At 72.6% G+C, this 25,742-nt stretch carries 20 protein-coding genes, 1 pseudogene and 1 riboswitch; of the genes and pseudogenes, 6 read left to right on the plus strand and 15 right to left on the minus strand.

Annotation, left to right across the window (positions count from 1 at the left end; all coding sequences use genetic code 11):
• Positions 1-185: 185 nt before the first annotated feature.
• Complete coding sequence (locus ACH5A8_RS06760; RefSeq protein WP_398998727.1) at positions 186-884, plus strand: hypothetical protein; 699 nt, start codon at positions 186-188, stop codon at positions 882-884.
• A 45-nt stretch (positions 885-929) separates the two neighbouring features.
• Here ACH5A8_RS06760 and ACH5A8_RS06765 read toward each other — a convergent pair whose 3' ends face one another.
• The 7 genes from ACH5A8_RS06765 to ACH5A8_RS06795 form a co-directional block, all read right to left on the minus strand.
• Positions 930-2,456, minus strand: coding sequence for an NCS1 family nucleobase:cation symporter-1 (locus ACH5A8_RS06765; protein WP_398998729.1), 1,527 nt, complete (start codon positions 2,454-2,456; stop codon positions 930-932).
• A gap of 30 nt (positions 2,457-2,486) precedes the next feature.
• A complete protein-coding gene (locus ACH5A8_RS06770) occupies positions 2,487-3,506 on the minus strand; it encodes a TIGR03842 family LLM class F420-dependent oxidoreductase (protein WP_398998731.1) in 1,020 nt (339 codons plus the stop codon).
• An 11-nt stretch (positions 3,507-3,517) separates the two neighbouring features.
• A complete protein-coding gene (hydA, locus tag ACH5A8_RS06775; RefSeq protein ID WP_398998734.1) occupies positions 3,518-4,921 on the minus strand; it encodes a dihydropyrimidinase in 1,404 nt (467 codons plus the stop codon).
• Between the two features lie 117 nt (positions 4,922-5,038).
• Positions 5,039-5,881, minus strand: coding sequence for a nitrilase-related carbon-nitrogen hydrolase (locus ACH5A8_RS06780; protein ID WP_398998737.1), 843 nt, complete (start codon positions 5,879-5,881; stop codon positions 5,039-5,041).
• A gap of 158 nt (positions 5,882-6,039) precedes the next feature.
• On the minus strand, positions 6,040-7,650 hold the full coding sequence (locus tag ACH5A8_RS06785; RefSeq protein WP_398998739.1) for a PucR family transcriptional regulator: 1,611 nt from the start codon (positions 7,648-7,650) through the stop codon (positions 6,040-6,042).
• Between the two features lie 46 nt (positions 7,651-7,696).
• A complete protein-coding gene (locus ACH5A8_RS06790; RefSeq protein ID WP_398998741.1) occupies positions 7,697-8,980 on the minus strand; it encodes an aspartate aminotransferase family protein in 1,284 nt (427 codons plus the stop codon).
• A gap of 10 nt (positions 8,981-8,990) precedes the next feature.
• Positions 8,991-9,194, minus strand: coding sequence for a hypothetical protein (locus ACH5A8_RS06795; RefSeq protein ID WP_398998743.1), 204 nt, complete (start codon positions 9,192-9,194; stop codon positions 8,991-8,993).
• A gap of 1,006 nt (positions 9,195-10,200) precedes the next feature.
• Between ACH5A8_RS06795 and ACH5A8_RS06800 the strand changes: the two genes are divergently transcribed.
• On the plus strand, positions 10,201-10,983 hold the full coding sequence (locus tag ACH5A8_RS06800; protein ID WP_398998745.1) for an HAD family hydrolase: 783 nt from the start codon (positions 10,201-10,203) through the stop codon (positions 10,981-10,983).
• 72 nt (positions 10,984-11,055) lie between these two features.
• On the opposite strand, the gene ACH5A8_RS06805 is transcribed toward ACH5A8_RS06800, so the two are convergent.
• Positions 11,056-11,316, minus strand: a complete 261-nt coding sequence (locus ACH5A8_RS06805) for a helix-turn-helix domain-containing protein (protein ID WP_398998748.1) — start codon at positions 11,314-11,316, stop codon at positions 11,056-11,058.
• A 52-nt stretch (positions 11,317-11,368) separates the two neighbouring features.
• On the opposite strand from ACH5A8_RS06805, the gene map reads away from it, so the two are divergent.
• Both map and ACH5A8_RS06815 read left to right on the plus strand, forming a co-directional pair.
• A complete protein-coding gene (gene map, locus ACH5A8_RS06810) occupies positions 11,369-12,136 on the plus strand; it encodes a type I methionyl aminopeptidase (RefSeq protein WP_398998750.1) in 768 nt (255 codons plus the stop codon).
• Between the two features lie 232 nt (positions 12,137-12,368).
• On the plus strand, positions 12,369-14,936 hold the full coding sequence (locus ACH5A8_RS06815; RefSeq protein WP_398998752.1) for an ATP-dependent Clp protease ATP-binding subunit: 2,568 nt from the start codon (positions 12,369-12,371) through the stop codon (positions 14,934-14,936).
• Positions 14,937-15,102: 166 nt separating this feature from the next.
• On the opposite strand, the gene ggt is transcribed toward ACH5A8_RS06815, so the two are convergent.
• Positions 15,103-16,914, minus strand: coding sequence for a gamma-glutamyltransferase (ggt, locus tag ACH5A8_RS06820; RefSeq protein ID WP_398998754.1), 1,812 nt, complete (start codon positions 16,912-16,914; stop codon positions 15,103-15,105).
• A 163-nt stretch (positions 16,915-17,077) separates the two neighbouring features.
• On the opposite strand from ggt, the gene ACH5A8_RS06825 reads away from it, so the two are divergent.
• Positions 17,078-17,854, plus strand: a complete 777-nt coding sequence (locus ACH5A8_RS06825; protein WP_398998756.1) for a hypothetical protein — start codon at positions 17,078-17,080, stop codon at positions 17,852-17,854.
• Positions 17,855-18,034: 180 nt separating this feature from the next.
• Here the strand turns inward: ACH5A8_RS06825 and ACH5A8_RS06830 are convergent, their stop codons facing one another.
• From ACH5A8_RS06830 to ACH5A8_RS06850, 5 genes are all read right to left on the minus strand, one after another.
• Positions 18,035-18,478 (minus strand): DUF6278 family protein, encoded by a 444-nt coding sequence (locus ACH5A8_RS06830; protein ID WP_398998757.1) that lies wholly within the window; start codon positions 18,476-18,478, stop codon positions 18,035-18,037.
• 59 nt (positions 18,479-18,537) lie between these two features.
• Entirely contained in the window at positions 18,538-19,317 is a 780-nt protein-coding gene (locus ACH5A8_RS06835; RefSeq protein ID WP_398998759.1) for an exodeoxyribonuclease III, read from the minus strand.
• Positions 19,318-19,375: 58 nt separating this feature from the next.
• On the minus strand, positions 19,376-20,008 hold the full coding sequence (locus tag ACH5A8_RS06840; protein WP_398998761.1) for an MBL fold metallo-hydrolase: 633 nt from the start codon (positions 20,006-20,008) through the stop codon (positions 19,376-19,378).
• A 284-nt stretch (positions 20,009-20,292) separates the two neighbouring features.
• Positions 20,293-21,597, minus strand: a complete 1,305-nt coding sequence (locus ACH5A8_RS06845; RefSeq protein WP_398998763.1) for an alpha/beta fold hydrolase — start codon at positions 21,595-21,597, stop codon at positions 20,293-20,295.
• 32 nt (positions 21,598-21,629) lie between these two features.
• Positions 21,630-22,727 carry an IS110 family transposase gene (locus ACH5A8_RS06850; protein WP_398998765.1) on the minus strand — a complete coding sequence of 366 codons (1,098 nt, stop codon included), beginning with the start codon at positions 22,725-22,727 and terminating at the stop codon, positions 21,630-21,632.
• A 565-nt stretch (positions 22,728-23,292) separates the two neighbouring features.
• A riboswitch (cobalamin riboswitch) is annotated at positions 23,293-23,520 on the plus strand.
• Between the two features lie 121 nt (positions 23,521-23,641).
• On the opposite strand from ACH5A8_RS06850, the pseudogene ACH5A8_RS06855 reads away from it, so the two are divergent.
• Positions 23,642-23,971: pseudogene (locus ACH5A8_RS06855) on the plus strand (acyl-CoA thioesterase); the annotation flags it as partial.
• 91 nt (positions 23,972-24,062) lie between these two features.
• Here the strand turns inward: ACH5A8_RS06855 and ACH5A8_RS06860 are convergent.
• Complete coding sequence (locus tag ACH5A8_RS06860) at positions 24,063-25,496, minus strand: short-chain fatty acyl-CoA regulator family protein (RefSeq protein ID WP_398998767.1); 1,434 nt, start codon at positions 25,494-25,496, stop codon at positions 24,063-24,065.
• Positions 25,497-25,742: the final 246 nt, after the last annotated feature.

Here is a 25,742-nt window from a genome sequence, read left to right on the forward strand (position 1 = left end):
CACCTCGAACACGGCACCCCGGACACAAGAGGGCGAACGGCGCACCCGCGACGCGCTCCGGTAATCGTCCGGGTACGGAGCGAGTTGGCACTTCCGCCCCACAGACACTCGTGTGACACTGGCGTCCCGTCCGCAGTGTGGACGCCCTCCGCATCATCCACCCCCCCCCACACGAGAAGTGCGCCGTGCGTGAATTCCCCCTGCCGCTCGCGCTCACCGCGCGGCTCAGCCCGGTCCTCGTCCTCGCCTGCACGGGCTGGGCGCTGACGTCCGGGCCGTTCGCGGCGTCCCCCGCCGGCGAACACCGGGCCGCCGGGCAGGAGACCCGCACGGCCGGCGCCGAGTCCTTGTCCTCCTCCGCCGGGCCGTCCGCCTCCACGTCGCCGGCCGCGGCGGCGCAGACGTACACGTCCGCGCCGAAGCCGTGCGCCGCCGTGGCCGCCAAGACCCTCAGCTCCCTCGTGCCTGGCGCGAAGACGGCGGGCAAGGAGATCCCGTCGACGGACGAGCAGGTGCGCCGTACCTGCTCGTGGAACGCGCTCAAGGGTTACGACTACCGCTGGCTCGACGTGTCCTTCGAGATCATGCGGTCCGCCGACGCGGCGCGCACGTCCTACCAGCAGCGCACCGCCGAGAAGAGCGGCGGCGGGGCGGTGCCCGGGCTCGGCGACGAAGCGTACTCCGTGGTGAACCTGACGACCGAGGACAAGCAGCAGACGCGTGAGGGCGTGGTGCTGGCCCGGGTCGGCAACGCGCTGGTGGTCGTCACCTACAACGGCAGCGACTTCGAGACGAAGAAGGCTCCCGGCACCGACGAGATCAACAAGGGCGCCATCAAGGCCGCCAAGGAGGCCGTCGCCGCGCTGGGCGCCGCCCAGGGCTGAACCGGCCGGGGCCCGCGCGCCCGGGGCGGGGCGCGCGGCCCGCGGTCAGGTCGGGCGCCGGTTCCCGGCCGCGGCGAGCGTCAGGGCCAGGTACAGCAGCGACGACGTGCCCAGGCCCACCGCCCAGCCGTAGTCGGCCAGCGGCTCGAGGGCCGGGATCGGGCGGCCGTCGATCAGCGGGTGGAAGTCCGCGCCGCCGACGGCGAGCACACCGCCCGCCACGAAGGCCACGACGGCCCGCCGGTTCCAGCCGCCCGTGTACCAGTACCGCCCGCCGGCGCGGTACAGGTCCGCCAGGTCGAGCCGGGTGCGCCGGAGGATCCAGTAGTCGGCGACGAGGATGCCGGCGACCGTGCCGAGGAGGCCGCCGACCAGGCCCAGCCAGGTGAAGATGTAGCCCTGTGGATCGGAGTAGAGCTTCCACGGGCAGATGACCACGGCGAGGACGGCGGTGATCAGCGCGCCGGTGCGGAAACTCACCTTGCGCGGAGCGATGTTGGAGAAGTCGAACGCCGGGGAGACCAGGTTGGCGGCGATGTTCACCGACAGGGTCGCGATCAGCACGGTCACCAGCGCGTACAGCAGCCCGACGGTGTTGTCCGTCTTCGCCGCCAGCTGCACCGGGTCCCAGACCGCTTCGCCGTAGACGGCCTGGGAGCCGGAGGTGACCAGCACGGACAGGAACGCGAACAGGGTCATCGTCGTGGGCAGGCCGAGCGCCTGGCCCCGGGTCTGCGCCCGCTGGCTCTTCCCGTAGCGGGTGAAGTCGGGGATGTTCAGCGACAGCGTGGACCAGAAGCCGATCATGCCCATGAGGGAGGGCGCGAACAGCTTCCAGAAGTGGGCCCCCCAGCCGAGCTCGGACGGCTGGTCGAACAGGGGGCCGAGGCCCCCCGCCTTCACGCTCATCCAGGCCAGCATCACGAACGCGCCGACGAGCACGAACGGCGCCGCCCAGTTCTCGAACCGCCGGATCGTCTCCATGCCCCGGTGGATGACGGCCACCTGGACCACCCAGAAGATCGCGAACGACAGCCACATCGTCCAGGCGTACCCGCCCACCTCGGCGGCGTTCGCCCAGCCGTCGCCGATCAGCTTCCCGGCCAGGAAGTAGATCGCCTCGCCGCCGATCCAGGTCTGGATGCCGAACCAGCCGCACGCCACCAGCGCCCGTACGACGGCGGGCAGGTTGGCCCCGCGCACCCCGAAGGAGGCGCGGGCGAACACGGGGAAGGGGATGCCGTACTTCGGCCCGGCGTGCCCGGTGAGCAGCATCGGGACGAGCACGATCACATTGGCCACGGCGATGGTGAACACCGCCTGTTTCCAGTCCATGCCGACGGCGATCAGACCGGAGGCGAGGGTCCAGGAGGCCGTGTTGTGAGCCATGCCGACCCACAGCGCGGAGAAGTTGTACGTCGTCCAGGTGCGCCGCGCGACGGGGACCGGCAGCAGGTCCGCGTTGGCGTAGGGGCCGCTGGGCGGCTCGGTGCCGGGGGCGATCTCCACCCGCCCGTCGGCGAGGGTGACCTGGGCGGACGGTGGTATGCCCGGGGATGCGGTGTCGGTCATGGGCAGCCCATTCGGATCGGGACCGGTGGTTCAGGAGTTGACGACGGGGATGACCTCTTGGCCGTACGCGTCGATCACGGCTTCCCGCGCGTCGTGCATGGCGTACACGGCGAACTGGTCCACACCCAGCTCGCGCAGCGCGGTCAGCTTCTCGATGTGCGCCTCGACCGGTCCGATCAGGCAGAACCGGTCGACGATCTCGTCGGGCACGAACCGGGTGTCCGGATTGCCGCTGCGCCCGTGGTGGGCGTAGTCGTAGCCCTGGCGTGCCTTGACGTAGTCGGTGAGTTCCTCGGGCACGGCGGCGGAGTGCTCGCCGTAGCGGGCGACGAGGTCGGCGACGTGGTTGCCGACCATGCCGCCGAACCAGCGGCACTGCTCGCGGGCGTGGGCGAGCGCCTCGGGCGAGTCGTCGGCGGTGACGTAGGCGGGGGCGGCGACGCAGACCGTCACCTCCGAGGGGTCCCGCCCGGCCTGCGCGGCCGCGTCCTTCACCGCCTTGACCATGTACTGGGTCAGGTAGAGGTCGGCGAGCTGGAGGATGAACCCGTCGGCCTCCTCGCCGGTCATCCGCAGCGCCTTGGGCCCGTACGCGGCCATCCAGACGGGGAGTTCGGCGCCCGGCCGCACCCAGGGGAACCTCACCACCGTGCCGCCGAGGTCGGCCTCCTCTCCCCTGCCCAGGGACCGGATCACCTTCATGGCCTCGCTGATCCGGGCCAGGGTGTCGGGCCGGCGGCCGGCGACGCGCATGGCGGAGTCGCCGCGGCCGATGCCGCAGACGGTGCGGTTGCCGAACATGTCGTTGAGGGTGGCGAAGGTGGAGGCGGTGACCTCCCAGGTGCGGGTGCCCGGGTTGGTGACCATCGGCCCGACCGTCAGTCTCTCGGTGTGGGCGAGGATCTGGCTGTGGATGACGAACGGTTCCTGCCACAGCACGGCGGAGTCGAAGGTCCAGCCGTAGCCGAAGCCGTTGCGTTCGGCGCGCTGCATCAGCTCGACGACGCGCGAGGCCGGCGGGTCGGTCTGCAGGACGAGTCCGAAGTCCATGGGCGTCGCTCCTAGTCGAGGTGCTGGCAGGTGGCGCGAGGGGTGTAAACGCCGTGTCCGGCGCGTCCGGTGTACTCCCGGCCGGTGATGACGGCCTCGCCGCGCGAGAACACGGTCTCCACCCGGCCGGTGATCCGCCGGCCCTCGTACGCCGAGTAGTCGACGTTCATGTGGTGGGTCTCGGCGGAGATGACCTGCTCGGCGTGCGGGTCGTAGATCACCACGTCGGCGTCGGCGCCGGGGGCGATGGTGCCCTTCTTCGGGTAGAGGCCGAACATCCGGGCCGGGGCGGCGCAGGCGATCTCGATCCAGCGGCGGCGGGAGATGTGCCCGTCGACGACGGCCTGGTGGAGCAGGTCCATGCGGTTCTCCACCCCCGGCATCCCGTTGGGGATCCTGGAGAAGTCGCCGCGGCCCAGTTCCTTCTGCCCGCTGAAGCAGAAGGGGCAGTGGTCGGTGGAGACCACCTGGAGGTCGTCGCTCCTCAGGCCCCGCCACAGGGCCGCCTGGTGCTCCCTGGGGCGCAGGGGTGTGCTGCACACGTATTTCGCGCCCTCGAAGCCGGGCTCGGCGAGGTTGTCGGTGGACAGGAAGAGGTACTGCGGGCAGGTCTCGCCGAAGACGGGCAGTCCCTCGTCGCGGGCCCGGACCAGTTCGGCGACCGCCTCGCGCGCCGAGACGTGCACGACGTACAGCGGCGCGCCCGCCACCTGCGCGAGCCGGATCGCCCGGTGGGTGGCCTCGGCCTCCAGCAGCGCCTTGCGGACCTCACCGTGATGGCGCGGGTCGGTCTCGCCGCGGGCGAGGGCCTGTTCGACCAGGACGTCGATGGCGATGCCGTTCTCGGCGTGCATCATGATCAGCCCGCCGTTGCCGGCGGCGCGCTGCATGGCGCGCAGGATCTGGCCGTCGTCGCTGTAGAAGACCCCCGGATAGGCCATGAACTGCTTGAACGAGGTCACGCCCTCCTCGACGAGGAGGTCCATCTCCTTCAGCGTCTCCTCGGTCACGTCGGAGACGATCATGTGGAAGCCGTAGTCGATGGCGCAGTTGCCCTCGGCCTTGGCGTGCCAGGCGTCCAGGCCCTCGCGGAGGGCTCCGCCCTTGGACTGGACGGCGAAGTCCACGATGGTGGTCGTGCCGCCCCAGGCAGCGGCGCGGGTGCCGGTCTCGAAGGTGTCGGAGGCGTAGGTGCCGCCGAACGGCATCTCCATGTGGGTGTGTCCGTCCACGCCGCCCGGGATCACGTACTTCCCCGTGGCGTCGATGGTGTGTTCGGCGGTGAGGGCCTCGGCGGCGGGGGTGCCGGTGGCGGCGAGGGCGGCGATGCGGCCGTCCTCGATGAGGATGTCGGCGTGGATCTCGTCTGCGGCGGTGATGACGAGACCGCCGCGGACGGCGGTACGGCGGCTCATGGGGGCCTCTCGTTCGTCGTTGGCTGCGGGTTGTCCTGTGGCCGCGTCCGCGCGGCGGTGGCCGCCTGTCGAGCACGGCCTCGCGCCCCGGGGGGCGCCTTCGGTGGCCGGTGCTCCTTACGGCGCCGTCAGCGGGTCGTACGTGCCCGGCGCGCGGTCGCGGTAGAACTGCCAGCGGTCGCGCACCTCGCGCAGCTTGGCGAGGTCCAGGTCGCGTACGACGAGTTCGCTCTCCTTGTCGCTCGCCACCTCGCCGACGAACTGCGCCTCGGGGTCGACGAAGTACGACGTGCCGTAGAAGTCGTTGTCGCCCAGTTCCTCCATGCCGACCCGGTTGATCGCGCCGACGAAGTACTCGTTGGCGACGGCCGCCGCCGGCTGCTCCAGCTGCCACAGGTAGCCGGACAGGCCTCGGCTGGTGGCCGAGGGATTGAAGACGAGTTCGGCGCCGGACAGGCCGAGCGCCCGCCAGCCCTCCGGGAAGTGCCGGTCGTAGCAGATGTAGACGCCGACCCTGCCGACGGCGGTGTCGAAGACCGGCCAGCCGCTGTTGCCCGGGCGGAAGTAGAACTTCTCCCAGAAGCCCCGTACTTGGGGGATGTGGGTCTTGCGGTACTTGCCGAGGTAGCTGCCGTCCGCGTCGATGACGGCGGCGGTGTTGTAGAGGACGCCGGGTTGTTCCTCCTCGTACATCGGCAGGACGAGGACGATGCCCAGTTCGCGGGCGAGCGTCTGGAAGCGCCGCACGACGGGTCCCTCGGGGATCCGCTCGGCGTACTCGTAGAAGGCGGGGTCCTGGACCTGACAGAAGTACGGTCCGTAGAACAGCTCCTGGAAGCACAGGACTTGGGCGCCCTGAGCGGCGGCGTCGCGGGCCGCCTGCTCGTGGACGCGGATCATGGACTCCTTGTCGCCGGTCCAGGCGGTCTGGAAGACGGCGGCTCGGATCACTCGGCTCATCGGGACCTCCGCTGCTCGGTCGGTGTGCGGTGAGCGTAGGGAGCGCGGGAACCCGGTCGGAGGTGCACGGTGTCACGTCCGCCGGGGTGCGGCGTGTCACCGTGTCACTGCGGCCCCGTCCCCCGTCTCACCGGTGTTTCCCCAGGTGGTCGTGGGTGTCACTGCCGTTGCGCGTCGTGCGCGAGAAGGGCTATGTGCACGGAGGCGGCCTGTTCGAAGTCGTCCAGGTCCACTCCGAGGCGCCCCTGTATGGCCTCCAGGCGGCGGTAGAGGGCGGGCCGGGAGACATGGTGGAGCTGCGCGGTGCGGGACTTGTTGCGGCCGGTGGCCAGGTACGTGCGCAGGACGTCCAGCAGTTCCTGGCCGGCGTCGCACAGCAGCCCGTCCAGCTCCCGCTCGGCGAAGGACTGCACGTGCGGGTTCTCGCGCAGCAGCCGGACCAGGCCGCGCAGATGGACGTCCCCGAGCCGGACGACGGCCGGCAGGCCGAGGGCGGGGCCGAAGCCGGCGACGGCGTCGGCGACGTGCCGGGCCTCGCGCAGTCCGGCGGGCACCTCGTCCCAGGCGGTGCGGGGGTCCGCGGCGGCGACGACCGTGCGGGCGGCCCCCGCCGTCCCGCGCAGCCGGGCGGCGAAGTGCTCGGTGAGGGCGCGGGCGTCCTGGTCGCGGGCGAGGCTGAGCAGGACGGCGGTGACGCCGTCGGCCAGCTCGGCGACGAGTCCGGTCAGGCCCAGCAGCCTGAGCAGCCGGTCGAGTTCGGCCGGTTCGCCGCCCTGGACGACCAGCGGCACGAACACCCGCCGGTTGACCGGCAGTCCCGCCGCCCGCGCCCGGGGCAGCAGCTGCCGGACCGGTACGGCGCCGCCGGCCAGGTCGGTCAGCAGGCTCCGCGCGGATTGCTCCTCCCAGGTGCGGCCCGCGTCGCCGCCGAGCATGCGGTGCAGGACGAGGGCCTCGGCGGCCCGGTCGGCGAGCAGCCGTCCGGTGGCGGTGTCCCCGCGGTGGCCGCACAGCACGATCCTGCCCCACCGCTCCCCGCGCCCGCCGAGTTCGGCGCGGATCCAGCCGTCGCCCTCACCGGCGCCGGCCTGCCGCGCGATGCGTTCCCAGTCGCGCAGCACATCGTCCACGGCCGGCCGCTCCCCGGCCGTGGCGAGGACTCGGTGGGCGAGGTTGGTGACGACGACGGGGCAGGCGCTGTGCCGGGCGATCTCGTCGAGCAGTGCCTGCAGGGGGGCGCCCGCGGTGATGAGCGCGGTGAGCGCGGAGCGTACGGCCTCGGACAGGCTGACGGCGGCGTACTTGCGCCGCACCAGCCGGGACTGGACCTCCTCGGTCAACTCGGCGAAGGGGAACGGGCGGTGCAGGACCACCAGCGGCAGCCCGCACCGCTCGGCGGCCCGGCGCATCACGTCCGGCGGCGTCGGGAAGGCCCGGCCGAGGCCGAGGACGACGGCCGCCGCCTCCGCCCGGTGCAGGGAGCGGATGTACTCGGCCTGTTTGCCCTCGTCGCCGGCGAGCAGCACACCGGTGGTGAGCACCATCTCGCCGCCGCTGAGCATCACGCCGACATCGGCCGCCTCGGCGACGTGCACCCAGCGCACCGGCTGGTCGAGCCGGCCGGCGCCTGCCACCACCTCCGGGCGGCCGGCGAGGACCCGTTCCAGGGCGAGCACCTCGCGTACGGACAGGGCGGGTTCGGGCAGGCGCCCGGCATCGGGCCCGCCGGGCCGGTGCGCTGTCAGGGGTCGGTCCGAGGAGATGGTCATGGCGACGTTCCCCTTTTTCGTGGCTCGTTGCTCGGTGCGTGGCTCCTCAGTACGCGGCGCGCAGCGCGTTCTCCAGGACGGCGGCGCCCTCCTCGGCCTCCGCGACGGTGAGGGAGAGCGGCGGGGCGATGCGCAGGGCGCTGGTGTCGTGGCCGCCGCCCTTGCCGATGAGCAGGCCGCCCTCACGGGCCGCCTCCAGCACCGCGGCGGCGGCCCGCGGGTCGGCCTCTCCGGTATCCGGCCGGGCGAGTTCGACGCCGATCATCAGTCCGCGTCCGCGCACCTCACGGACGCCGGGCAGCTGGGCGGCGACGGCCCGCAGCCGCTCGATGAGCAGGCCGCCGACCCGGCGGGCGTTGCCCTGGAGGTCGTGCTCCAGCAGGTAGTTGAGGTTGGCGAGGCCGGCCGCCATGGTGATCTGGGTGCCGCCGAAGGTGGAGATGCTGTTGGCGTCGAGGCAGTTCATGATCTCGGCGCGGGCGACGACCCCGCCGATGGACATGCCGTTGCCGATGCCCTTGGCGAAGGTGAGGATGTCGGGCGGTCCGCTGCGCCCGTGCGCCTGCCAGCCCCAGAAGTGCTCGCCGGTGCGTCCCCAGCCGGTCTGCACCTCGTCGGAGATCCACAGGATGCCGTGCTCGCGCAGGACGTCGCGGAAGGCCGCGTACAGGCCGTCGGGCGGGGAGGTGAAGCCGCCGACGCCCTGGATGGGCTCGGCGATCAGCGCGGCGGGCGGGCGGGTGTGGCCGAGGAGGTCCTTCAGGTCGTCGACGCAGGCCGCGATGAAGGCGGCGTCGTCGAGGTGGGCGAAGGGGCCGCGGGAGCGGACGCCGCCGTGGACGTAGAGGGTCTGCAGCGGGGAGAGCGAACTCGGGGACCAGGAGCGGTTGCCGGTGATGCCGACCGTGCTGAAGGAACGTCCGTGGTAGCTGTTGCGCATGGCCAGGAGGGTGTTGCTGCGGCGGTGGGTCGTCGCCAGCAGCAGCGCGGTGTCGTTGGCCTCGGTGCCGGAGGTGGTGAAGAAGACCCGGGCGTCCGGGATGCCGCTCAACTTGGCGATGCGCTCGGCGAGTTCCACCATCGGCCGGTTGAGGTAGAGGGTGGAGGAGTGGAGGATCCGCCCGGCCTGCTCGCTGACCGCCTTGGTGACCTCGGGCAGCGCGTGCGCGGTCATCGTGGTGAGGATCCCGCCGAAGAAGTCGAGGTAGCGCCTGCCCTGACTGTCCCAGACGTGGCGGCCCTCGCCGTGGGTGATCTCGATCGGGTCCTCGTAGTAGAGCGCGAGCCAGTCGGGCAGGACGGCCCGGTGGCGGTCGTAGAGGTCGTTCACGGGGTCCCTCCTAGGTTGCCCTGGTCTCCGGGGGGCCGGGGCGACGGGCGGCGGTCACTGCTCGAAGGCGGAGGCCCGCGCGGGCGGCGGGCGACGGCACGGCGACGGCCACCGCGACGGCCCGGCGGGCGGGCTCCTCGCGCCCGGCGGTCATGGGCGCGGCGCCCCGGGCCCAGGTGGCCTGGACCGGGGCCGCACGGACGGCAGCGGCCATGAGCAGCTCCTTCGACGTACGTCAGAGCCTCTACGCCCGTAGAACAGGCCTAGAGGCTCGAACGTAAGCCTCCCGGGCGGCCTTGCCAAGACCATCGCCGTGAACCCGCTGAGTCGATCGTGTTTCGCACTCCGGTGGGTGAGTGGCGGGCGCGCCGGTCCGCCGGGGCGTGTGGCCACGCAAGGAGCCGCCCCGGCCGCCCCGGGCGCGCCGGGGCCCGCCGGGGTGCGGCGGGCACGGCAGGGCACCGCGGCGCACCGCGGGCGGATCACCACCGCGCACGAGGGCCCGGACCGGCCCGGCACGCGGGCGCGCGACCGGCCCGGCTCCGTGCGACCGGCTCGGCTCCGTGCGACCGGCACACTTCCGCGCGACCGGCCCGTCCCGCGCGCGGGTCGCACGCTCGGAGCTGCTTCGGGTACGGGAACCCACGGCCGGTCCGCCCCCGCGCGCCGCCCGGAACCGCCGGGCTTCGAGGGGGACGACGCGGCGGGGCCCGTGGCGCGGGCCGGGGCGTCGGCGGCACCGCCCGCCGTGCCTGTCGCTCCGCGCGGTACCGCGTCCGCCGCCCGCCTGCCGCCGCGCCCGTCGCCCCGCTCTCCGCCCCTCGCCGAGGGACGTGGCCGGCCGGGCGGTGGCCACGGGCCGACCGGGCCGCGGCGCCGCCCCGCTCGCAGGCAGGCAGGCAGGCAGGCAGGCAGGCAGGCAGGCAGGCAGCCGGGCCGGACCCCGACGCCTCGTCACCCACACGTGCGTATTGCGTCGGCAAACGTCCATCGAGCACTAAGCGGAGCGTACCGTTCATGGTGTTTAGGGTTCCGAAGGCGTGCAGGAACACCGCGGTCGACCGCGTGTGACCGCCGCTTTCGTCGACCTGACTTCTTTGCCTGCGGTTTCCAACTTCCCCGAAGTGAAGGATGCACTGCAGGCGCACCGTCGCCCATTGACCGGCGGATCCAGTCGACTCTCCCGGCGGTTCCGCCCCGTGCCAGAACGGCAGGAGCACATGACCAGAACTCCCGCGCTTGACCCCGACTGGACCCCCGAAGCCGTCGTCTTCGACTGCGACGGCACACTGGTGGACTCCGAGCAGCACTGGCAGCGGGCCCGCGCCGTGGTGCTGCGCGCCTTCGGCCACGCCCCCGACGCCGAGTTCGCGGAGCGCGCGAAGGGCCTGCACTACCGGGACTGCGGAGCCCTCATGGCCGAACTCGTCGGCGAACCGGGCCACGCCGAGGAGATGACCGGGCAACTGCTGGGCACCTTCCGCGCCCTGGCCGCCCGCGATCCCGCGATCACGCGCGGAGCCAGGGAGCTGGTGCGGGCCATGGACCGGGTCGCGCCGCTGGCCGTCGCCAGCAACTGCCCCGCGGACGTGGTCCGGTTCTCCCTGGAGGCGGTCGACTTACACCGGCACTTCCGGCACATCGTCGTGCCCGACGACCGGATCCGGCCCAAACCCCACCCGGACACCTACGCGGAGGCCGTACGGCGGCTCGGCGTGCCCGGCGGGAGCGCCCTGGCCGTGGAGGACTCGGCCAACGGGCTGAAGGCCGCGGTGGCCGCGGGGCTCCGGGTCGTCGGGGTGGGTCCGCCGCCCGACCCGGAGACCGCGGCCCTCGCGGACCTGTGGGTGGCCTCCCTGGACGACCCCCGGCTGACGGCCTGGGCGAGGAGCCGGCCCGCGGCCCGGCGGCCGGAGGCGGACCGCTCGGCGGCCGCGCCGGCCGATCCGCAGGTTCCCAGGCCGGGCGGGCCCACGAGGCAGGACCCCGCGTCCGCGCCCTGACGCCCGCCGGGCCGGCGTGCGCCCCTCACGAGGGCGACGCCGCCCCGCCCGCGCCCGGCCGCGTCCGCCTCGTCAGATCGCGGCCGGGACGGCCGGCGCGCACCGCCCCGCCAGCTCGTCCATCGAGAGCCCGAGGGCGCCGGCCACGGCGGCGACCGTGAAGAAGGCCGGCGTCGGGGCGCGGCCGGTCTCGATCTTGCGCAGCGTCTCCGCCGAGATGCCGGCGCGCGCCGCGATCTCCGTCATGCTGCGGTCGCCGCGGGCCTCGCGCAGCAGCCGGCCGAGCCGCTCGCCGCGCTCGCGCTCTTCCGGGGTCAGGGGGGTGCGCACCATGCCGTCATCCTACTGCGTCGACCGGGATTCAAATACCGGTATAGTAATTGGCATGGTGGAACTGAAGACGGACACATCGATCGATGCCATGCACGAGGCCGGCCAGGTCGTGGCGCGGGCCCTCACCGCCGCCCGGGACGCCGCCGGCGTGGGCGTCTCCCTGCTGGAGCTGGACGAGGTCGCGCACGACGTGCTGCGCGAGGCGGGCGCGACCTCGCCGTTCCTCGGCTACCGGCCCTCCTTCGCGCCGGTCCCCTTCCCCGCCGTGCTGTGCGCCTCGGTCAACGACGCCATCGTGCACGGCGTGCCCACCGCGTACCGGCTGCGCGACGGCGATCTGGTCTCCCTGGACTTCGGCGCCGAGCTGGGCGGCTGGGTCGGCGACTCGGCGATCAGCTTCGTCGTGGGCCGGCCCCGGCCCGCGGACCTGAGGCTGATCGAGACCGCCGAGCGGGCGCTGGCCGCCGGCATCGGGGCCGCCGTCGTCGGCAACCGCATCGGCGACATCGCCCACGCCATCGGCTCGGTGTGCCGTACGGCGGGCTACGGCATCCCGGAGGGCTTCGGCGGCCACGGCGTGGGCCGCCACATGCACGAGGACCCCGGGGTGCCCAACGAGGGACGCCCGGGCCGCGGCCTGCCCCTGCGCCACGGCATGGTGCTGGCCATCGAGCCCATGCTCATCGCCGGCGGCGCCGACGGCTACCACGCGGCCCCCGACGGCTGGACCCTCCGCACCGACGACGGCTCCCGGGCGGCCCACGTGGAACACACGGTGGCGATCACGGACTCGGGCCCCAGGATCCTCACCGCCCGCTGACCGCACCGGCCCTTCGGGGCGCCCCCGAGGGGACGCGGGGCCGCGTCGACACGCGGCCCCGCCGCGCGGGACGTGAGCGCCCCCGGCCGTCCCCCACCCGGCGCACCGACGTCGCCCCCGCCTCCATAGCCGCCCGACATGCCGACCCGAACCGAACGTGTCAGCGTTGCATGACGCCCCGCCTACCCGGTTACCCGGCGGGAGCCACACGTCAGCGAAGGAACGGAAAGCGATGACCAGCGGCTACGTCGGCCCGGAGGGTGACCCCTTCGGCGAATTCTTCGCCCGGTTCTTCGGCGGACCCCGCCCCGGTCCCCGGCACGTCGACATCGGCAGGCTGCTCAGCCAGCCCGCCCGGGAACTCGTCAAGGGCGCGGCGCAGTACGCCGCCGATCACGGCAGCCGGGACCTGGACACCGAGCACCTGCTCCGGGCGGCGCTCTCCACCGAGCCCACCCGCAGCCTGCTCAGCCGGGCCGGGGCGGACCCGGACTCGATGGCCAGCCAGATCGACGAGCGGTCCGGACCCACCCAGCAGCAGCCGGGCGATCCGCCACCGCCCTCGACGCTGTCCCTCACCCCGGCCGTCAAGCGCGCCCTGCTGGACGCGCACGACATGGCGCGGGCGAGCGGCGCCGGATACATCGGCCCCGAGCACGTGCTCAGCGCGCTCGCCGCGAACCCCGACTCGGCGGCCGGGCACATCCTGAACGCGGCCCGCTTCGCCGCCTCCGGCCTGCCCCCGGAGACGACCGAGGCCGCCGCGCCGCCGGGCGCCGAGCGCCAGCGGAGCAGTGCCACGCCCACCCTGGACAAGTACGGCCGCGATCTCACCGACCTGGCCCGGCAGGGCCGTATCGACCCGGTGATCGGTCGGGACCAGGAGATCGAACAGACCATCGAGGTGCTCTCCCGGCGCGGGAAGAACAACCCGGTGCTGATCGGCGACGCGGGTGTGGGCAAGACCGCCATCGTCGAAGGACTCGCGCAGCGCATCGCCGACGGCGACGTGCCGGACATACTGCTCGGCCGCCGGGTGGTGGCCCTCGACCTGACCGGTGTGGTCGCGGGCACCCGCTACCGGGGTGACTTCGAGGAGCGGCTGAACAACATCGTCACCGAGATCCGCACCAACTCCGAACGCCTGATCGTCTTCATCGACGAGCTGCACACGGTGGTCGGCGCCGGTGGCGGCGGCGAGGGCGGCTCGATGGACGCCGGGAACATCCTCAAGCCGGCCCTGGCCCGCGGCGAGCTGCACATCGTGGGCGCGACGACGCTGGAGGAGTACCGGCGGATCGAGAAGGACGCGGCGCTGGCCCGCCGGTTCCAGCCGATCCTGGTGCCCGAGCCGACCGTCGCGGACGCCTTGGAGATCCTGCGCGGGCTGCGCGACCGCTACGAGGCCCACCACCAGGTCCGCTACACCGACGAGGCGCTGGTGGCCGCGGTGGAGCTGTCCGACCGCTACCTCCCCGACCGGCGGCTGCCGGACAAGGCGATCGACCTGATCGACCAGGCCGGCGCGCGGGTACGGCTGCGGGCGCGGACCAAGGGCACGGACGTACGGGCCATGGAGCGCGAGGTCGAGCAGCTCGCGCTCGACAAGGACCAGGCGGTCGCGGACGAGCAGTACGAGCAGGCCACGCAGCTGCGCGACCGGATCGTCGAGCTGAAGCAGCGCATCGCCGAGGCCGGCGGGGACGGCGAGGCGGACGAGGGGCAGCACCTGGAGGTGACGGCGGAGGCCATCGCCGAGGTGGTGTCCCGGCAGACCGGCATCCCGGTCAGCAGCCTCACCCAGGAGGAGAAGGAGCGGCTGCTCGGCCTGGAGGAGCACCTGCACGAACGGGTGGTCGGCCAGGAGGAGGCGGTGAGCGTGGTCGCCGAGGCGGTGCTGCGCTCGCGCGCCGGGCTGTCCAGCCCCGACCGGCCGATCGGCAGTTTCCTGTTCCTCGGCCCGACCGGCGTCGGCAAGACCGAGCTGGCCCGGGCGCTGGCGGAGGCGCTGTTCGGCAGCGAGGAGCGCATGGTCCGCCTCGACATGAGCGAGTACCAGGAGCGACACACCGTCAGCCGGCTGGTGGGCGCCCCGCCCGGGTACGTCGGCCACGAGGAGGCCGGTCAGCTCACCGAGGTGGTGCGCCGGCACCCGTACTCGCTGCTGCTGCTCGACGAGGTGGAGAAGGCCCACCCGGACGTCTTCAACATCCTGCTCCAGGTGCTCGACGACGGCCGGCTCACCGACTCGCAGGGCCGCACGGTGGACTTCGCCAACACGGTGATCGTGATGACCAGCAACCTCGGTTCCGAGGCCATCACCCGGCGCGGCGCCGGCATCGGTTTCGGTGCGGGCGGGGCCGACGCGGACGAGGAGGCGCGGCGCGAGCAGATCCTGCGGCCGCTGCGCGAGCACTTCCGGCCGGAGTTCCTCAACCGCATCGACGAGATCGTCGTCTTCCGTCAGCTCACCGCCGAGCAGCTGCGGCAGATCACGAACCTGCTGCTGGAGAAGACGCGGCGGCTGCTGCACGCCCAGGGCGTCACCGTCGAGTTCACCGACCCGGCCGTGGACTGGCTGGCGCGGCGCGGCTTCCAGCCGGAGTACGGCGCGCGGCCGCTGCGCCGGACCATCCAGCGCGAGGTGGACAACCGGATGTCCCGGCTGCTGCTGGACGGGCGGATCGGCGAGGGCAGCCGGGTCACGGTGGACGCCGAGGACGACCAGCTCGTCTTCCTCGCCCGGGACGAGGAGCCGGCGTCCGCCCCATCTCCCCCGCCCGCGGCGCCGCCCGGCTAGTGACGAGTGAGGACCGCACGGGCGACGGGCCCGCCTCCCCCGCAGGGGAAGGCGGGCCCGTTCATGTTCCGGGCGTTCGACGGCCGTTCGGGCCCCGGGCGCTCCGCGGCCCGTAGGGCCCGGTGGTACGCGCCGTCCGGGCCGGGCGGCGGGCTCCGTCCGGGCCCTACGGCGCCGGACGCACCACCATCGCCGAGCCGCCGCCCCTGCGGACCTTCTCGGCCGCGGCGAGCCAGCGGCCGTCGGGCAGACGCTGGACGCCGGTGGCCGCGCCGATCTCGGGGTTGAGGGTGAAGGAGTGGCCGATCGCCTCCAGCTTTCCGCGCAACGGGCTGTCGTAGAGGCCGGGTTCGAGCTCGGTTCTGGCGGCGTTGCGCTGGCTGGCGCGGGGTGCGGCGATGGCGTCGACCAGCGGCAGGCGCCGGTCGAGGAAGCCGGTGAGGGTCTGCAGCACCGTGGTGATGATGGTCGCGCCACCGGGCGAACCCAGCGCGACCACCGGCCGGTTGTGCGCGTCCAGGACGATCGTCGGCGAGATGGAGGACCGGGGCCGCTTGCCCGGGCCGGGCAGGTTCGGGTCGTGCACGGCCGGGTCGGCCGGGCTGAAGGAGAAGTCGGTCAGCTCGTTGTTGAGCAGGAAGCCGCGGCCGGGCACGGTGATGCCGCTGCCGCCGGTCTGCTCGATGGTGAGGGTGTAGGAGACCACGTTGCCCCACCGGTCGGCGACCGTGAGGTGGGTGGTGTTGTCGCCCTCGTAGGTCGTCGGGGCCGCCTTGCCGCCGGTGCCGCAGGCGGCGGGGTGGCGCGGGTCGCCGGGGGCGAGGGGGCTGGTGAGGACGGCGTCGTCCTTGATGAGGCAGGCCCGCGAGTCGGCGTACTTCTGCGACAGCAGCTGCTTGGTGGGGACGTTCTCGAAGGCGGGGTCGCCGACCCAGCGGCCGCGGTCGGCGAAGGCGATGCGGCTCGCCTCGATGTAGTGGTGCAGGTACTGGACCTCGCTCGCCTTCGAGAGGTCGGTCCGCTCCAGGATGTTGAGCGCCTCGCCGACGGTGGTGCCGCCGGAGGAGGAGGGCGCGATGGAGTACACGTTCAGGCCGCGGTAGGAGACCCGGGTCGGGGCCTGGAGTTCGGCGCGGTAGGCGGCGAGGTCCTTCTCGGTCAGCTTGCCGGGGCGCGCGTTCCAGCCCGCGTTCACGGCGACCGGCGGGTGGTCGACGGTGTCGACGATGTCGTCGCCTAGGTCGCCGTGGTAGATCGCCCCGACGCCCTTCCTCGCCAGTTCCTGGTAAGTCCGCGCGAGGTCCGGGTTCTTGAACGTCGAGCCGACGACGGGCAGCCGGCCGCCGGGCAGGAAGAGCTTGGCGGTGTCGGGGAAGTAGCGGAAGCGGGTCTCGTTGGCGGCGGTCTGCGAGCGGAAGGTGTCGTCGACGGTGAACCCGTCGCGGGCGAGGCGTTCGGCGGGCCGCAGCACCGTGCCGAGCCGCCTGGTGCCCCACTCGTCCAGGGCGGTCTGCCAGGTGGCGGCGGTGCCCGGCGTGCCGACGCTCAGGCCGCTGGTGACGGCGGTGTCGAACGGGAGCGGCTTGCCGTTCTCCAGGAACAGGCCGGAGTCGGCGGTCAGCGGCGCCCTCTCGCGGCCGTCGATCGTGTGGACGGTGCGGGTACGGGCGTCGTAGTAGACGAAGTAGCCGCCGCCCCCGATGCCGGAGGAGTAGGGCTCGGTGACGCCGAGGGCCGCGGCGGTGGCGACGGCCGCGTCGACGGCGTTGCCGCCCTTCCTCAGCACCTCGATGCCGGCCGCGGAGGCGTCCGCGTCGACGCTGGCCACGGCGCCGCCGTAGCCGACGGCCACGGGGACCTTGGTGACCGCTCTCGGCACGGTGCCCGGGTGCGCGGCGGGCGGCGCCGCCGCTCCCACCGACACCACGGCGGCCGAGACCGCGAGGACCGCCAGTTTCCGTGCGACAGGGCGACGCATCCGCACCTCCACGCTGGTTTGTGGCTCGGTTGCCTGACCGTCCGCGCAGCTTAATTCATTGCCATGGTCCCGTCAGGCGCATCGCGAACGCGCCCGATCGGGTTACCCCGCGTCGAACACCGGTACGTCACGGGTCGTCGCCGAGCCGCTAGCATGCGCGGCCATGAACGACGACGTGCGCAACATCGTCCTGGGTGTGATCGCCGCCGGCGTCAGCGCCTCGCTCGGCTGGCTGGCCCGCACCTACCTTTGGAAGCGCAGGCTCCGCCGCAAGCAGGCCTTCTTCGGGCTGCCCGACAACTCCGAGTCGCTGCTGGTGGTCAACCGCGATCCGGCCACCTCCGAGCCGGCGGTCCACCGCTTCGACGTGTTCGCGTTGCTGGAGCTGTCCGCGCTGATCAAGGACTGCGGCGCGCACATCCAGGTCGCCACCCAGGACACGGCCCATCAGGGCTTCGGTGAGCGCACCGAGTTCTGTGTGGGCGGGCCGGGCTCCAACCGGCGCATGCTGGCCCACATGGCGGCCATGCTGCCCGGGGTGCGCGTCACCGTCGATCCCGAGCCGGGCCCGGACCGGGGGGCCTTCCGGATCGGCGTGGAGCTCTACCGGATGGACCCCGGCGTCACGGAGTACGTCCTGCTGGCCCGCCTCACCATGGGCGAGAGCGCCGGGGCCAGGCCCGTGTTCCTCTTCTGCGGCCAGCGCGCCATCGACAACCAGGCCGGCACCCGCTACTTGGCCCGCCATCACGAGCGGCTGGCCCGCAAGTACGGCGGCGATCCCTTCGTGCTGCTGCTGAAGGTGGTCAACTCCCAGGCGTACGGCCCGGACGTGGTCGAACTGGTGGCGGACGTGACCCGGGCGGCCCGGGCTCCCCTGCCGGAACCGGATCCGTCGGCCGACGCGACGGCGAGCGCATCCCGTCCGGCGCGCAGCTGACCTTCTCCTCGAACGCGGACGACCGTTGACCGTGCGTCCCACCGTTCGAGCAGTGATCTCCGGCTGCCGCCGGCCGGGTATGGCTCTGTGGGCCGCTGCCCCCTGCGACGGCCGTGAACGGCACATCGTAGTCGAGGTTGGATGAGCGGGACCCGCCGGTGTGCGGTTCGGGCCCCGCGATCAGCTCTCGGCCACCTCGGCGTAGAGCTGCGAGAGTTCGGGAACGCCGCTGTCCGCCCAGGCCAGACCGGCCTCGACCACGTCGAACTCCCGTCCGGAGAGCAGCCGTACGACCGGATGGCCGTTGGGCCACAGCTCCCAGACCGCGCCGGCGACCGTGCGCACGATGACCGTTCCGAGGTAGAGACCCGCGTCGTTGCCCAGCCGGGAGACCTTCTCGGCGTCGTCCCGCCAGCCCGGCAGCATCTGGTCGAGCGCCGCCAGGGAGGCCGCCGACTCGTCGAGCCGGACGTCGGCCTCGGCGGCCTGGGCGCGCAGCAGCTCACAGGTGGAGAGCAGGTCGGCGAGGTCCCCGGGTTCCGGGGTGCCGCCGACGGAGACCACGGCGACGCCGAGGGACGGCGCGTGCTTCTTCCAGAAGTTGCCCACGAACGGGATGTTCATGGACCCAGCGTCGCACCGGCACCGCCTCGCGCACCACAGGCCGGACGGCGGTGTCGTCCTCAGACGTCGAGGTCCACCACCACGGGCGCGTGGTCCGAGGCGCCCTTGCCCTTGCGCTCCTCGCGGTCGACGTAGGCGTCGCTGACCGCCTTGGCGAAGGGCTCGTTCCCGTACACCAGGTCGATGCGCATGCCGCGGTTCTTGGGGAAGCAGAGCTGGCGGTAGTCCCAGTAGGTGTACGGGTGGTCGTACTTCAGGGGCCGCGGGACGACGTCCGCGAGGCCCGCCTCGCGCAGGGAGGCGAGCGCGGCGCGCTCGGCGGGGGTGACGTGGGTGAGGCCCTCGAAGGCCGCCCGGTCGTAGACGTCCTCGTCGGTCGGCGCGACGTTGTAGTCGCCGAGGACGGCGAAGGGGCGGCTGCCGGCCGCGTCGCCCGCCACGGCCGCCTTCAGCGCCTCGAACCACTGCAGCTTGTAGGCGTAGTGCGGGTGGTCCACCTCGCGGCCGTTGGGCACGTAGACGGACCAGACGCGGACCGGGCCGCAGGTCGCGGAGACCGCGCGGGGCTCCTCGGCGCCCTCGTAGCCGGGATCGCCGGGCAGGCCCTTGACCACGTCCGCCAGGCCCACCCGGGAGAGCACCGCCACGCCGTTCCACCGGCCGGTGGCGTGGATCGCCGCTTCGTAGCCCAGCTCGCGCAGCTGGTCCACCGGGAACTGGTCCTCGGCGACCTTGGCCTCCTGGAGGCACAGCACGTCGGTGCCGCTGCTCTCCAGCCAGGCCAGCAGCCTCGGGAGTCGGGCGGTGATCGAGTTCACGTTCCAGGTCGCGATGCGCATGCTCCACAACCTACCGGGCGGCACCGACAACGGGTCCCGCTCCGTCCACCGGCCGCCCTCACAGGTCGGCCGACGCCCCCGGGGACAGCCGCAGGTGCTCGGCGCCGCCCAGGGCGCCGATCTGACGGTCGTAGATGGGGCGGGCGAGGTCGGTGAGGAGGGCGTCGTGAACGTCGTAGGCGCGCCGCGGCTTGACCTCGCGGACGTAGTCGATCACTTCGGAGATCTTGCTCCAGGGGGCCATCACCGGGAGCATCAGCGTGTCGACCGGCTGGTCCGGCACGGTGAGGGCGTCACCGGGGTGGAAGACGCCACCGCCGATGAGGTAGCCCACGTTGGTGATGCGCGGGATGTCCGGGTGGATCACCGCGTGCAGTTCGCCGTGGACCTGGACGTCGAAGCCGGCGGCGGTGAACGTGTCGCCGTGGCCGACGGTGTGCACCCGGCCGGGGAAGGCCGCGGCGAGCTGGTCCGCGACGGACTTCAGGGTCCACACCTCGGCGTCCGGACGGGCCTCCAGGGCGGCGCGCAGCCGGGCCTCGTCGAAGTGGTCCGGGTGCTCGTGCGTGACCAGGATCGCGTCCGCGCCGGCCGCGGCGTCCTCCTCGCTGAACATGCCGGGGTCGACGACGAGACGGCGCCCGTCCTTCTCGAGGACGATGCAGGAGTGCGACTTCTTCGTGAACTTCATGCCCCCCATCCTCTCGCGCGAGGCCGCCTCGACGCGCGCTGCGGGGTGGTGCTCCTGGTACCCAGCTGAGTGGTCGCGGCGGGGGCGGCCGGACGAGGGCGGGGGCGGCCGGACGAGGGCGGCGGGTGGCCGGACGAGGGCGGCGGGTGGCCGGACGAGGGCGGCGGGTGGGCGAGGGCGGACACCCGGCTCTCCCCCTCTCCCTCCCGGTCGGGTCCGTGGCCCCGTCGGCTCCCCCGGGGGCGGGGAGCCGCCTGCGGAGGACTCCGTGGGGCCGGGCCGTGTCACGCCGTCGGGGTCGTCTCCTCCTGGATGACCTGCTGGGCCACCCGGAAGGCCCGGCCCGCGGCGGGCATCCCGCAGTACACCGCCGTCTGGAGCAGCACCTCCTTGATCTCGTCCGGGGTGAGACCGGTGCGCAGGGCGGCCCTGGTGTGGGCGGCCAGCTCCTCGGCGTGACCGCCCGCGACCAGGGCGGCGAGGGCGACGCAGCTGCGGGTGCGCCGGTCCAGGCCGGGCCGGTCCCAGATCCCGCCCCAGGTGCAGCGCGTGAGCAACTCCTGGAACTCGCCGGAGAAGTCGTCGGCCCCGGCCAGCTCCCGGTCGACGTGCGCGTCGCCCAGCACCTCACGGCGGATCTTGAGCCCGGTGTCGTAAGGGTCCGGGGCGCCCGTCGCCTGGGGCGGCGCCGCCGCCGGGGCGATCTCCGCGATCGGCGCGCCCTGCGGAGCCTGCGGCGCCGGGGCCAGGACCGGCCGGAGGGGAGCGGCCACGACGGCGAGCTGCCCCGTGCTCGACTCGAAGGCCGGCTGCCAGGCGGTGGAGAAGTGCCGGACCAGCAGGTCGGTGACGGCGGCGGGCTGCTCCACCGGAACCAGGTGCGAGGCGCCGGGCACCACGGCGAGCCGCGCGTCCGGGATGCCGGCCACCAGGGTGCGCGCCTCCGCCGGACCGGTGACCTGGTCCTCGGAGCCGACCAGGACGAGCGTCGGCACGCCGATCCGGCCCAGTTCGGCCCGGACGTCGAAGGAGGCCAGCACCTCGCAGGCGGCGATGTAGCAGCCGGGGTCGGTGGTGCGCACCATCTGCACGGCCCAGTCGGTGATCGCGGGCTGAGCGGCGGCGAACCCGCTGGTGAACCAGCGGTCCGGGGACGTACGGGCGATGGGGTCGAGGCCGTTGGTACGGACGACCACCCCGCGCTGACGGAACTCGTCGGGCGTTCCGAACCGGGGCGAGGCGGCGATCAGGGCCAGGGAGGCCACTCGCTCGGGGTGGCGCAGGGCCAGTTCCAAGCCGATCGCGCCGCCGAGCGCGCAGCCGGCGTACCCGAACCGCTGCACGCCCAGCCCGTCGAGGGTGGCCAGCAGCCGGGCGGTCAGGTCGGTCACCGAGCCGGCCGGATGCGCGGGCGCGCCGCCGTGGCCCGGCAGGTCGAACCGGAAGACCCGCCACTGCTGTGTCAGCTCGGGGACCTGCCGGTCCCACATGTGCCATGTGGTACCCAGTGAGGGACCCAGGATCAGGACCGGAGCGTCTTCTGGCCCGTCAAAGCGGTATTGCAGGGTGTTCGGGGGTGTCTCACTCACGCCCCAGACCCTCTCACGTCTCACGGACGCCCCTATAACGCAGGGGTGCGGGAAACCGGTCTGACCAGGTTGAAGACCTCGCGGGCTGCGTATCGCTTGAGGCATCGGATGATCTCGCGTCGAGTCTTGCCTTCCTGCGTGCGGCGTTCGTAGTACGCCTGGGTGCGCGGGTCGTGGCGCAGCCGGGTGAAGACGATGCGGTGCAGGGCGGCATTGGCCTGGCGGTCGCCACCATGGTTGAGCCGGCGCGTGCTCCGGCGGCCAGAGGAGTACTCGATTGGGCTGACTCCGCAAAGGGCAGCAAAGGATGCCTCAGTGTTCAGCCGCTCGGGATTGTCCCCCATGGTGATCAGGAGAGTGACGGCGCTGTCCGGACCGATGCCCACCGGTTCGAGCAGCTGTGGGGCGTGGCGTTCGACGAGCCGGGTCAGGCGCTGGTTCAGCTCATTGATCTGTCCGGTGAGCTGTTCGATGCGCTCGGCGAGCATGCGCAGCGTCAGGTGGGTGGCCTGGGCCACCGCGTCCTCGTCTCCCCCGTCATCGGGTGGGCTGAGGGTCGCGCAGGTGCGGAACAGCTCGGCGTTGCCCAAGCTCGACAACCGTTCCCGCAGGGCGGGGTCGGCGATGACCAGGACGGCCTTGAGCTGGTTGATCGCCTGGGTGCGGGCCTTGACCGCGGAGTCCTTGGCGAGCTTGTACATCCGGGCGCTGTGCACCGGACCGTCACCGGACTTGGCCCGGGCCCGGGCGCGACCGCTGAGCACGGCCCGCGCGGCGGCCTGCGCATCGAGCGGGTCTGACTTTCCCAACTGCCGGCGGGCCGAGCGGTCGGGCCGGTTCACCTCATATACCTCGACCTGCTGCGCTAGCAGGTAGCGGGACAGGCCCGCGCCGAAGGTGCCGGTGCCCTCGACGCCGGCCCGGCGCACCGTCCCCCGCTTGCGGGCCCAGACAAGAAGCTGCCGATAGCCGACTGTCGTTGCCGGAAAGGACTCGGTTCCCAAGATCTTCCCGAGCGGGGAGATCACGGCGGCGACGTGAACCTCGCCGTGCGTGTCCACGCCCAGCACGACTTCTCTCCGCACGAGAGGATCCGTACTGGAGGAGGTGCTGCGCTGTCTGGTCGTCATGGTGGTTCGCCTTCCGGTGGTGACGTGGTGGGTGGATGACACCGGCCCGCTAGGAGCGGTCTGAACCGTGATGGCGCCGGAACTCGGCAAGGCCCCTATTGGGACACGTCCTGGGGCTCGGTACCTGCAGGTGCCATCCCGCAACGACAGTCGACACGCCTGTGACTGGACACTTCGGTCATAGATCTCATGAGTCAGACCCCCGTCCGAGACAGCACTGTGCAACCGTCCCATCGATTCCGGGACAACGGCCTGACCCGACCACAGCCGGATGACCTCGTCGGAACAGGTACTCAACCTGCCCTGGAAGAGCCGACGAGAAGTCAACTCTTCGTCAGCTCCTGACCGGCATCGGCGGACGGCCTGTGACCCGTCGTACCGGAGGTCCTGCCTCCACCATGGCACGAACCGACCTTTCATCAGGTGGATGCCCTACACGGTCCTCGCCCTTGACGTGCGAGCACCGGTGGAAACTCCCCTGTTCGATGTGCGGCGGAATCGCGCCGAGGTGTCTGGCGGGCAGGAAACTGGAGGCGCCCGGGATCGGCACCACGAGCGCGGCCCGTAAGCTGGCCGTGCAGCTGGTTCGCCCCGTCCGCCAGGCGGGATGCGTCGCAAGAGGGAACCCGGCGGGAATCCGGGACTGCCCCGCAGCGGTGAGCGGGAACGACCGCCGTCATACGCACTGGGCCCGAGGAGGGCCTGGGAAGCGACGGTCAGTAGGAGTCCTCCTCGGTGAACGACGAGGACGCGCCCGCGAGTCCGAAGACCTGCCAACTGCCCGCGCCCCTATGTGTGCGCGGTTACACCCCTGCCGCGACTCGCGAAGGAGAGTTGACGTGGCCGACCGGAACGCCACCCTGCCCACCCCCACGAAGCCCCCGGCCGACTCCCGGGTGACGCTCGCGCACATCATGAGCGAGCACGACACCAACCTGTACGGCACCATTCACGGTGGCGTGGTGATGAAGCTGATCGACGACGCGGCGGCGGCTGCCGCCGGGCGGCACGCCGACGGGCCGGCGGTGACCGTGTCCGTCGACCGGATGACCTTCTTGGCCCCGGTGCGCGCCGGCGACCTGCTCACGGTGCACGCCGAGCTGGAACGTGCGGGGAGGACATCCATGACGGTCGGGGTCAGGGTGACCGCCGAGCGGTGGAACGCCGCCGGTCCCGGCACCGAGGTCGCCACCGGGCGGCTCACGTTCGTCGCCATCGATGCCGACGGCAAGCCCCGTCGCGTGTCGGCCCTGGCGGAGGCTGGAGCCGGGTGAGGGCCCACACCCGCCGTTTCCGCGCACAGCGGTTGCGGGGAGTCGTTCTCCGACGCCGGCCCTACGCCCGGCCCGCCTCGCGGTCCGATGGGGCGTCGGGGCCGGTCACCGGGTAGGGGACGAAGGTGCTGCTGTCGGGGTCGATCCGCAGGGCACGTCCGAGCGGCGGTGCGGCGCGTTGGGGGCATCCGAGGCGCTCGCAGACCCGGCAGCCCATGCCGATGGACGTGGCGGCCGAGGCGTTGTCGAGGTCGAGGCCGTCGGAGTACACGAGGCGATGGGCGTGGCGGATCTCGCAGCCCAGGCCGATGGCGTACGTCTTGCCGGGCTCGCCCCACCCGCCGCGGTGCCGGGTGATAGCTCGGGCCGTCCAGAGGTACCGCTGGCCGTCGGGCATCTCGGCGATTTGAACGTGGATGCGGCCGGGGGCGGCGAACGACTCGTAGACGTTCCACAGTGGGCAGGTGCCGCCGGCCCGTGAGAAGTGGAACGCGGTCGCAGACTGGCGTTTGGACATGTTGCCGGCCCGGTCGACCCGGACGAAGGAGAAGGGCACGCCGCGCAGGCGGGGGCGCTGAAGGGTGCTCAGGCGGTGGCAGACGGTCTCGTAGCCGAGGCCGTAGCGGTCGGTGAGGCGCTCGATGTCGTAGCGGAACTCCTCGGCCGCCGTGTGGAAGGCGGTGTACGGAAGAATCAGCGCGGCGGCGAAGTAGTTGGCGATGCCGATGCGGGCCAGCGCGTGGGCGGGTGAACCGGGTTCGAAGTCCTCCTCAGCCAGCCTGCCCAGGCCCTCGTCGTACTCCAGCAGGGCGAGCTGCGTCGCCATGCGGAAGGCACGCTGGCCGGGCCGCAGGCGCGGGGACAGGTGGAGGGTGCGAGTCCGCCGGTCGTAGCGGTGCAGCCGTTCGCCCGGCTCCGCGGCCAGGTGAACGCCATGAGATCGGGCGAGCCTGGCCGTGAGGGCCCCGATCACCTCGCCGGGCCGTACTCCGATCTCGTCGGCCAGGTGCTCGGCGGCGAGGTCGGTGTCGTGGAGATAGTTCTGGCGACGGTAGAAGAAGTCCCGGATCTCCTCGTGCGGCGACGGCGCGGTGCCCCGGTCTCCGTCCCGGCCGTCCGTCACTCCGGCCAGCCGCTCGGACAGGAGCTGGTTGCGGCGGCCCAGTTCGACCAGAACCTGGGCGACCGCGGGCATCCGGGACGCCAGGTCGGCCAGATCGGACTGGGTGACCCTGGCGGCGGTGATCTCTCCCGTCAGCGCCTCGCGCAGGTCGGCCACGAGGCGGGTCGTGTCGCGGGCCGAGAAGAACCCGGGGTCGACGCCGTAGGTCTCGGTCAGCCTGAGCAGGACCGGCACGGTGAGCGGACGGGAGTCGTGCTCCATCTGGTTCAGATAGCTGGGGGAAAGGCCCAGAGAACGGGCGAACTCCGCTTGACTCATTCCGCGTTCCTCACGCAGTCTCCGCAACCGCGCCCCCGCGTAGGTCTTGCTCACCGCCCGTTCCTCCCTGCCGGGGATTTGGTTTGGTGATGGTACGGGATCAACCAGTGGTAGGAGCATTCGCAGACTTGGCAGAACGCTGCCCGAAGATTCGCAGAAGTTGGCTACTGTCCAAGCTTGATGGCACTGAGTGCCAGTGTCAGAGTCATAGTGCGGCCCGCCGGACCCGGCAGACGCCTCTCGGGACCGGGGCACGATTCACTGCCCTGACGTCGGAGCCCTGGGATCCGCGACGTCTGC

Origin of the sequence: Streptomyces sp. NPDC018610 (assembly GCF_044391765.1) — a bacterium.
Taxonomy (GTDB): Bacteria; Actinomycetota; Actinomycetes; order Streptomycetales; family Streptomycetaceae; genus Streptomyces.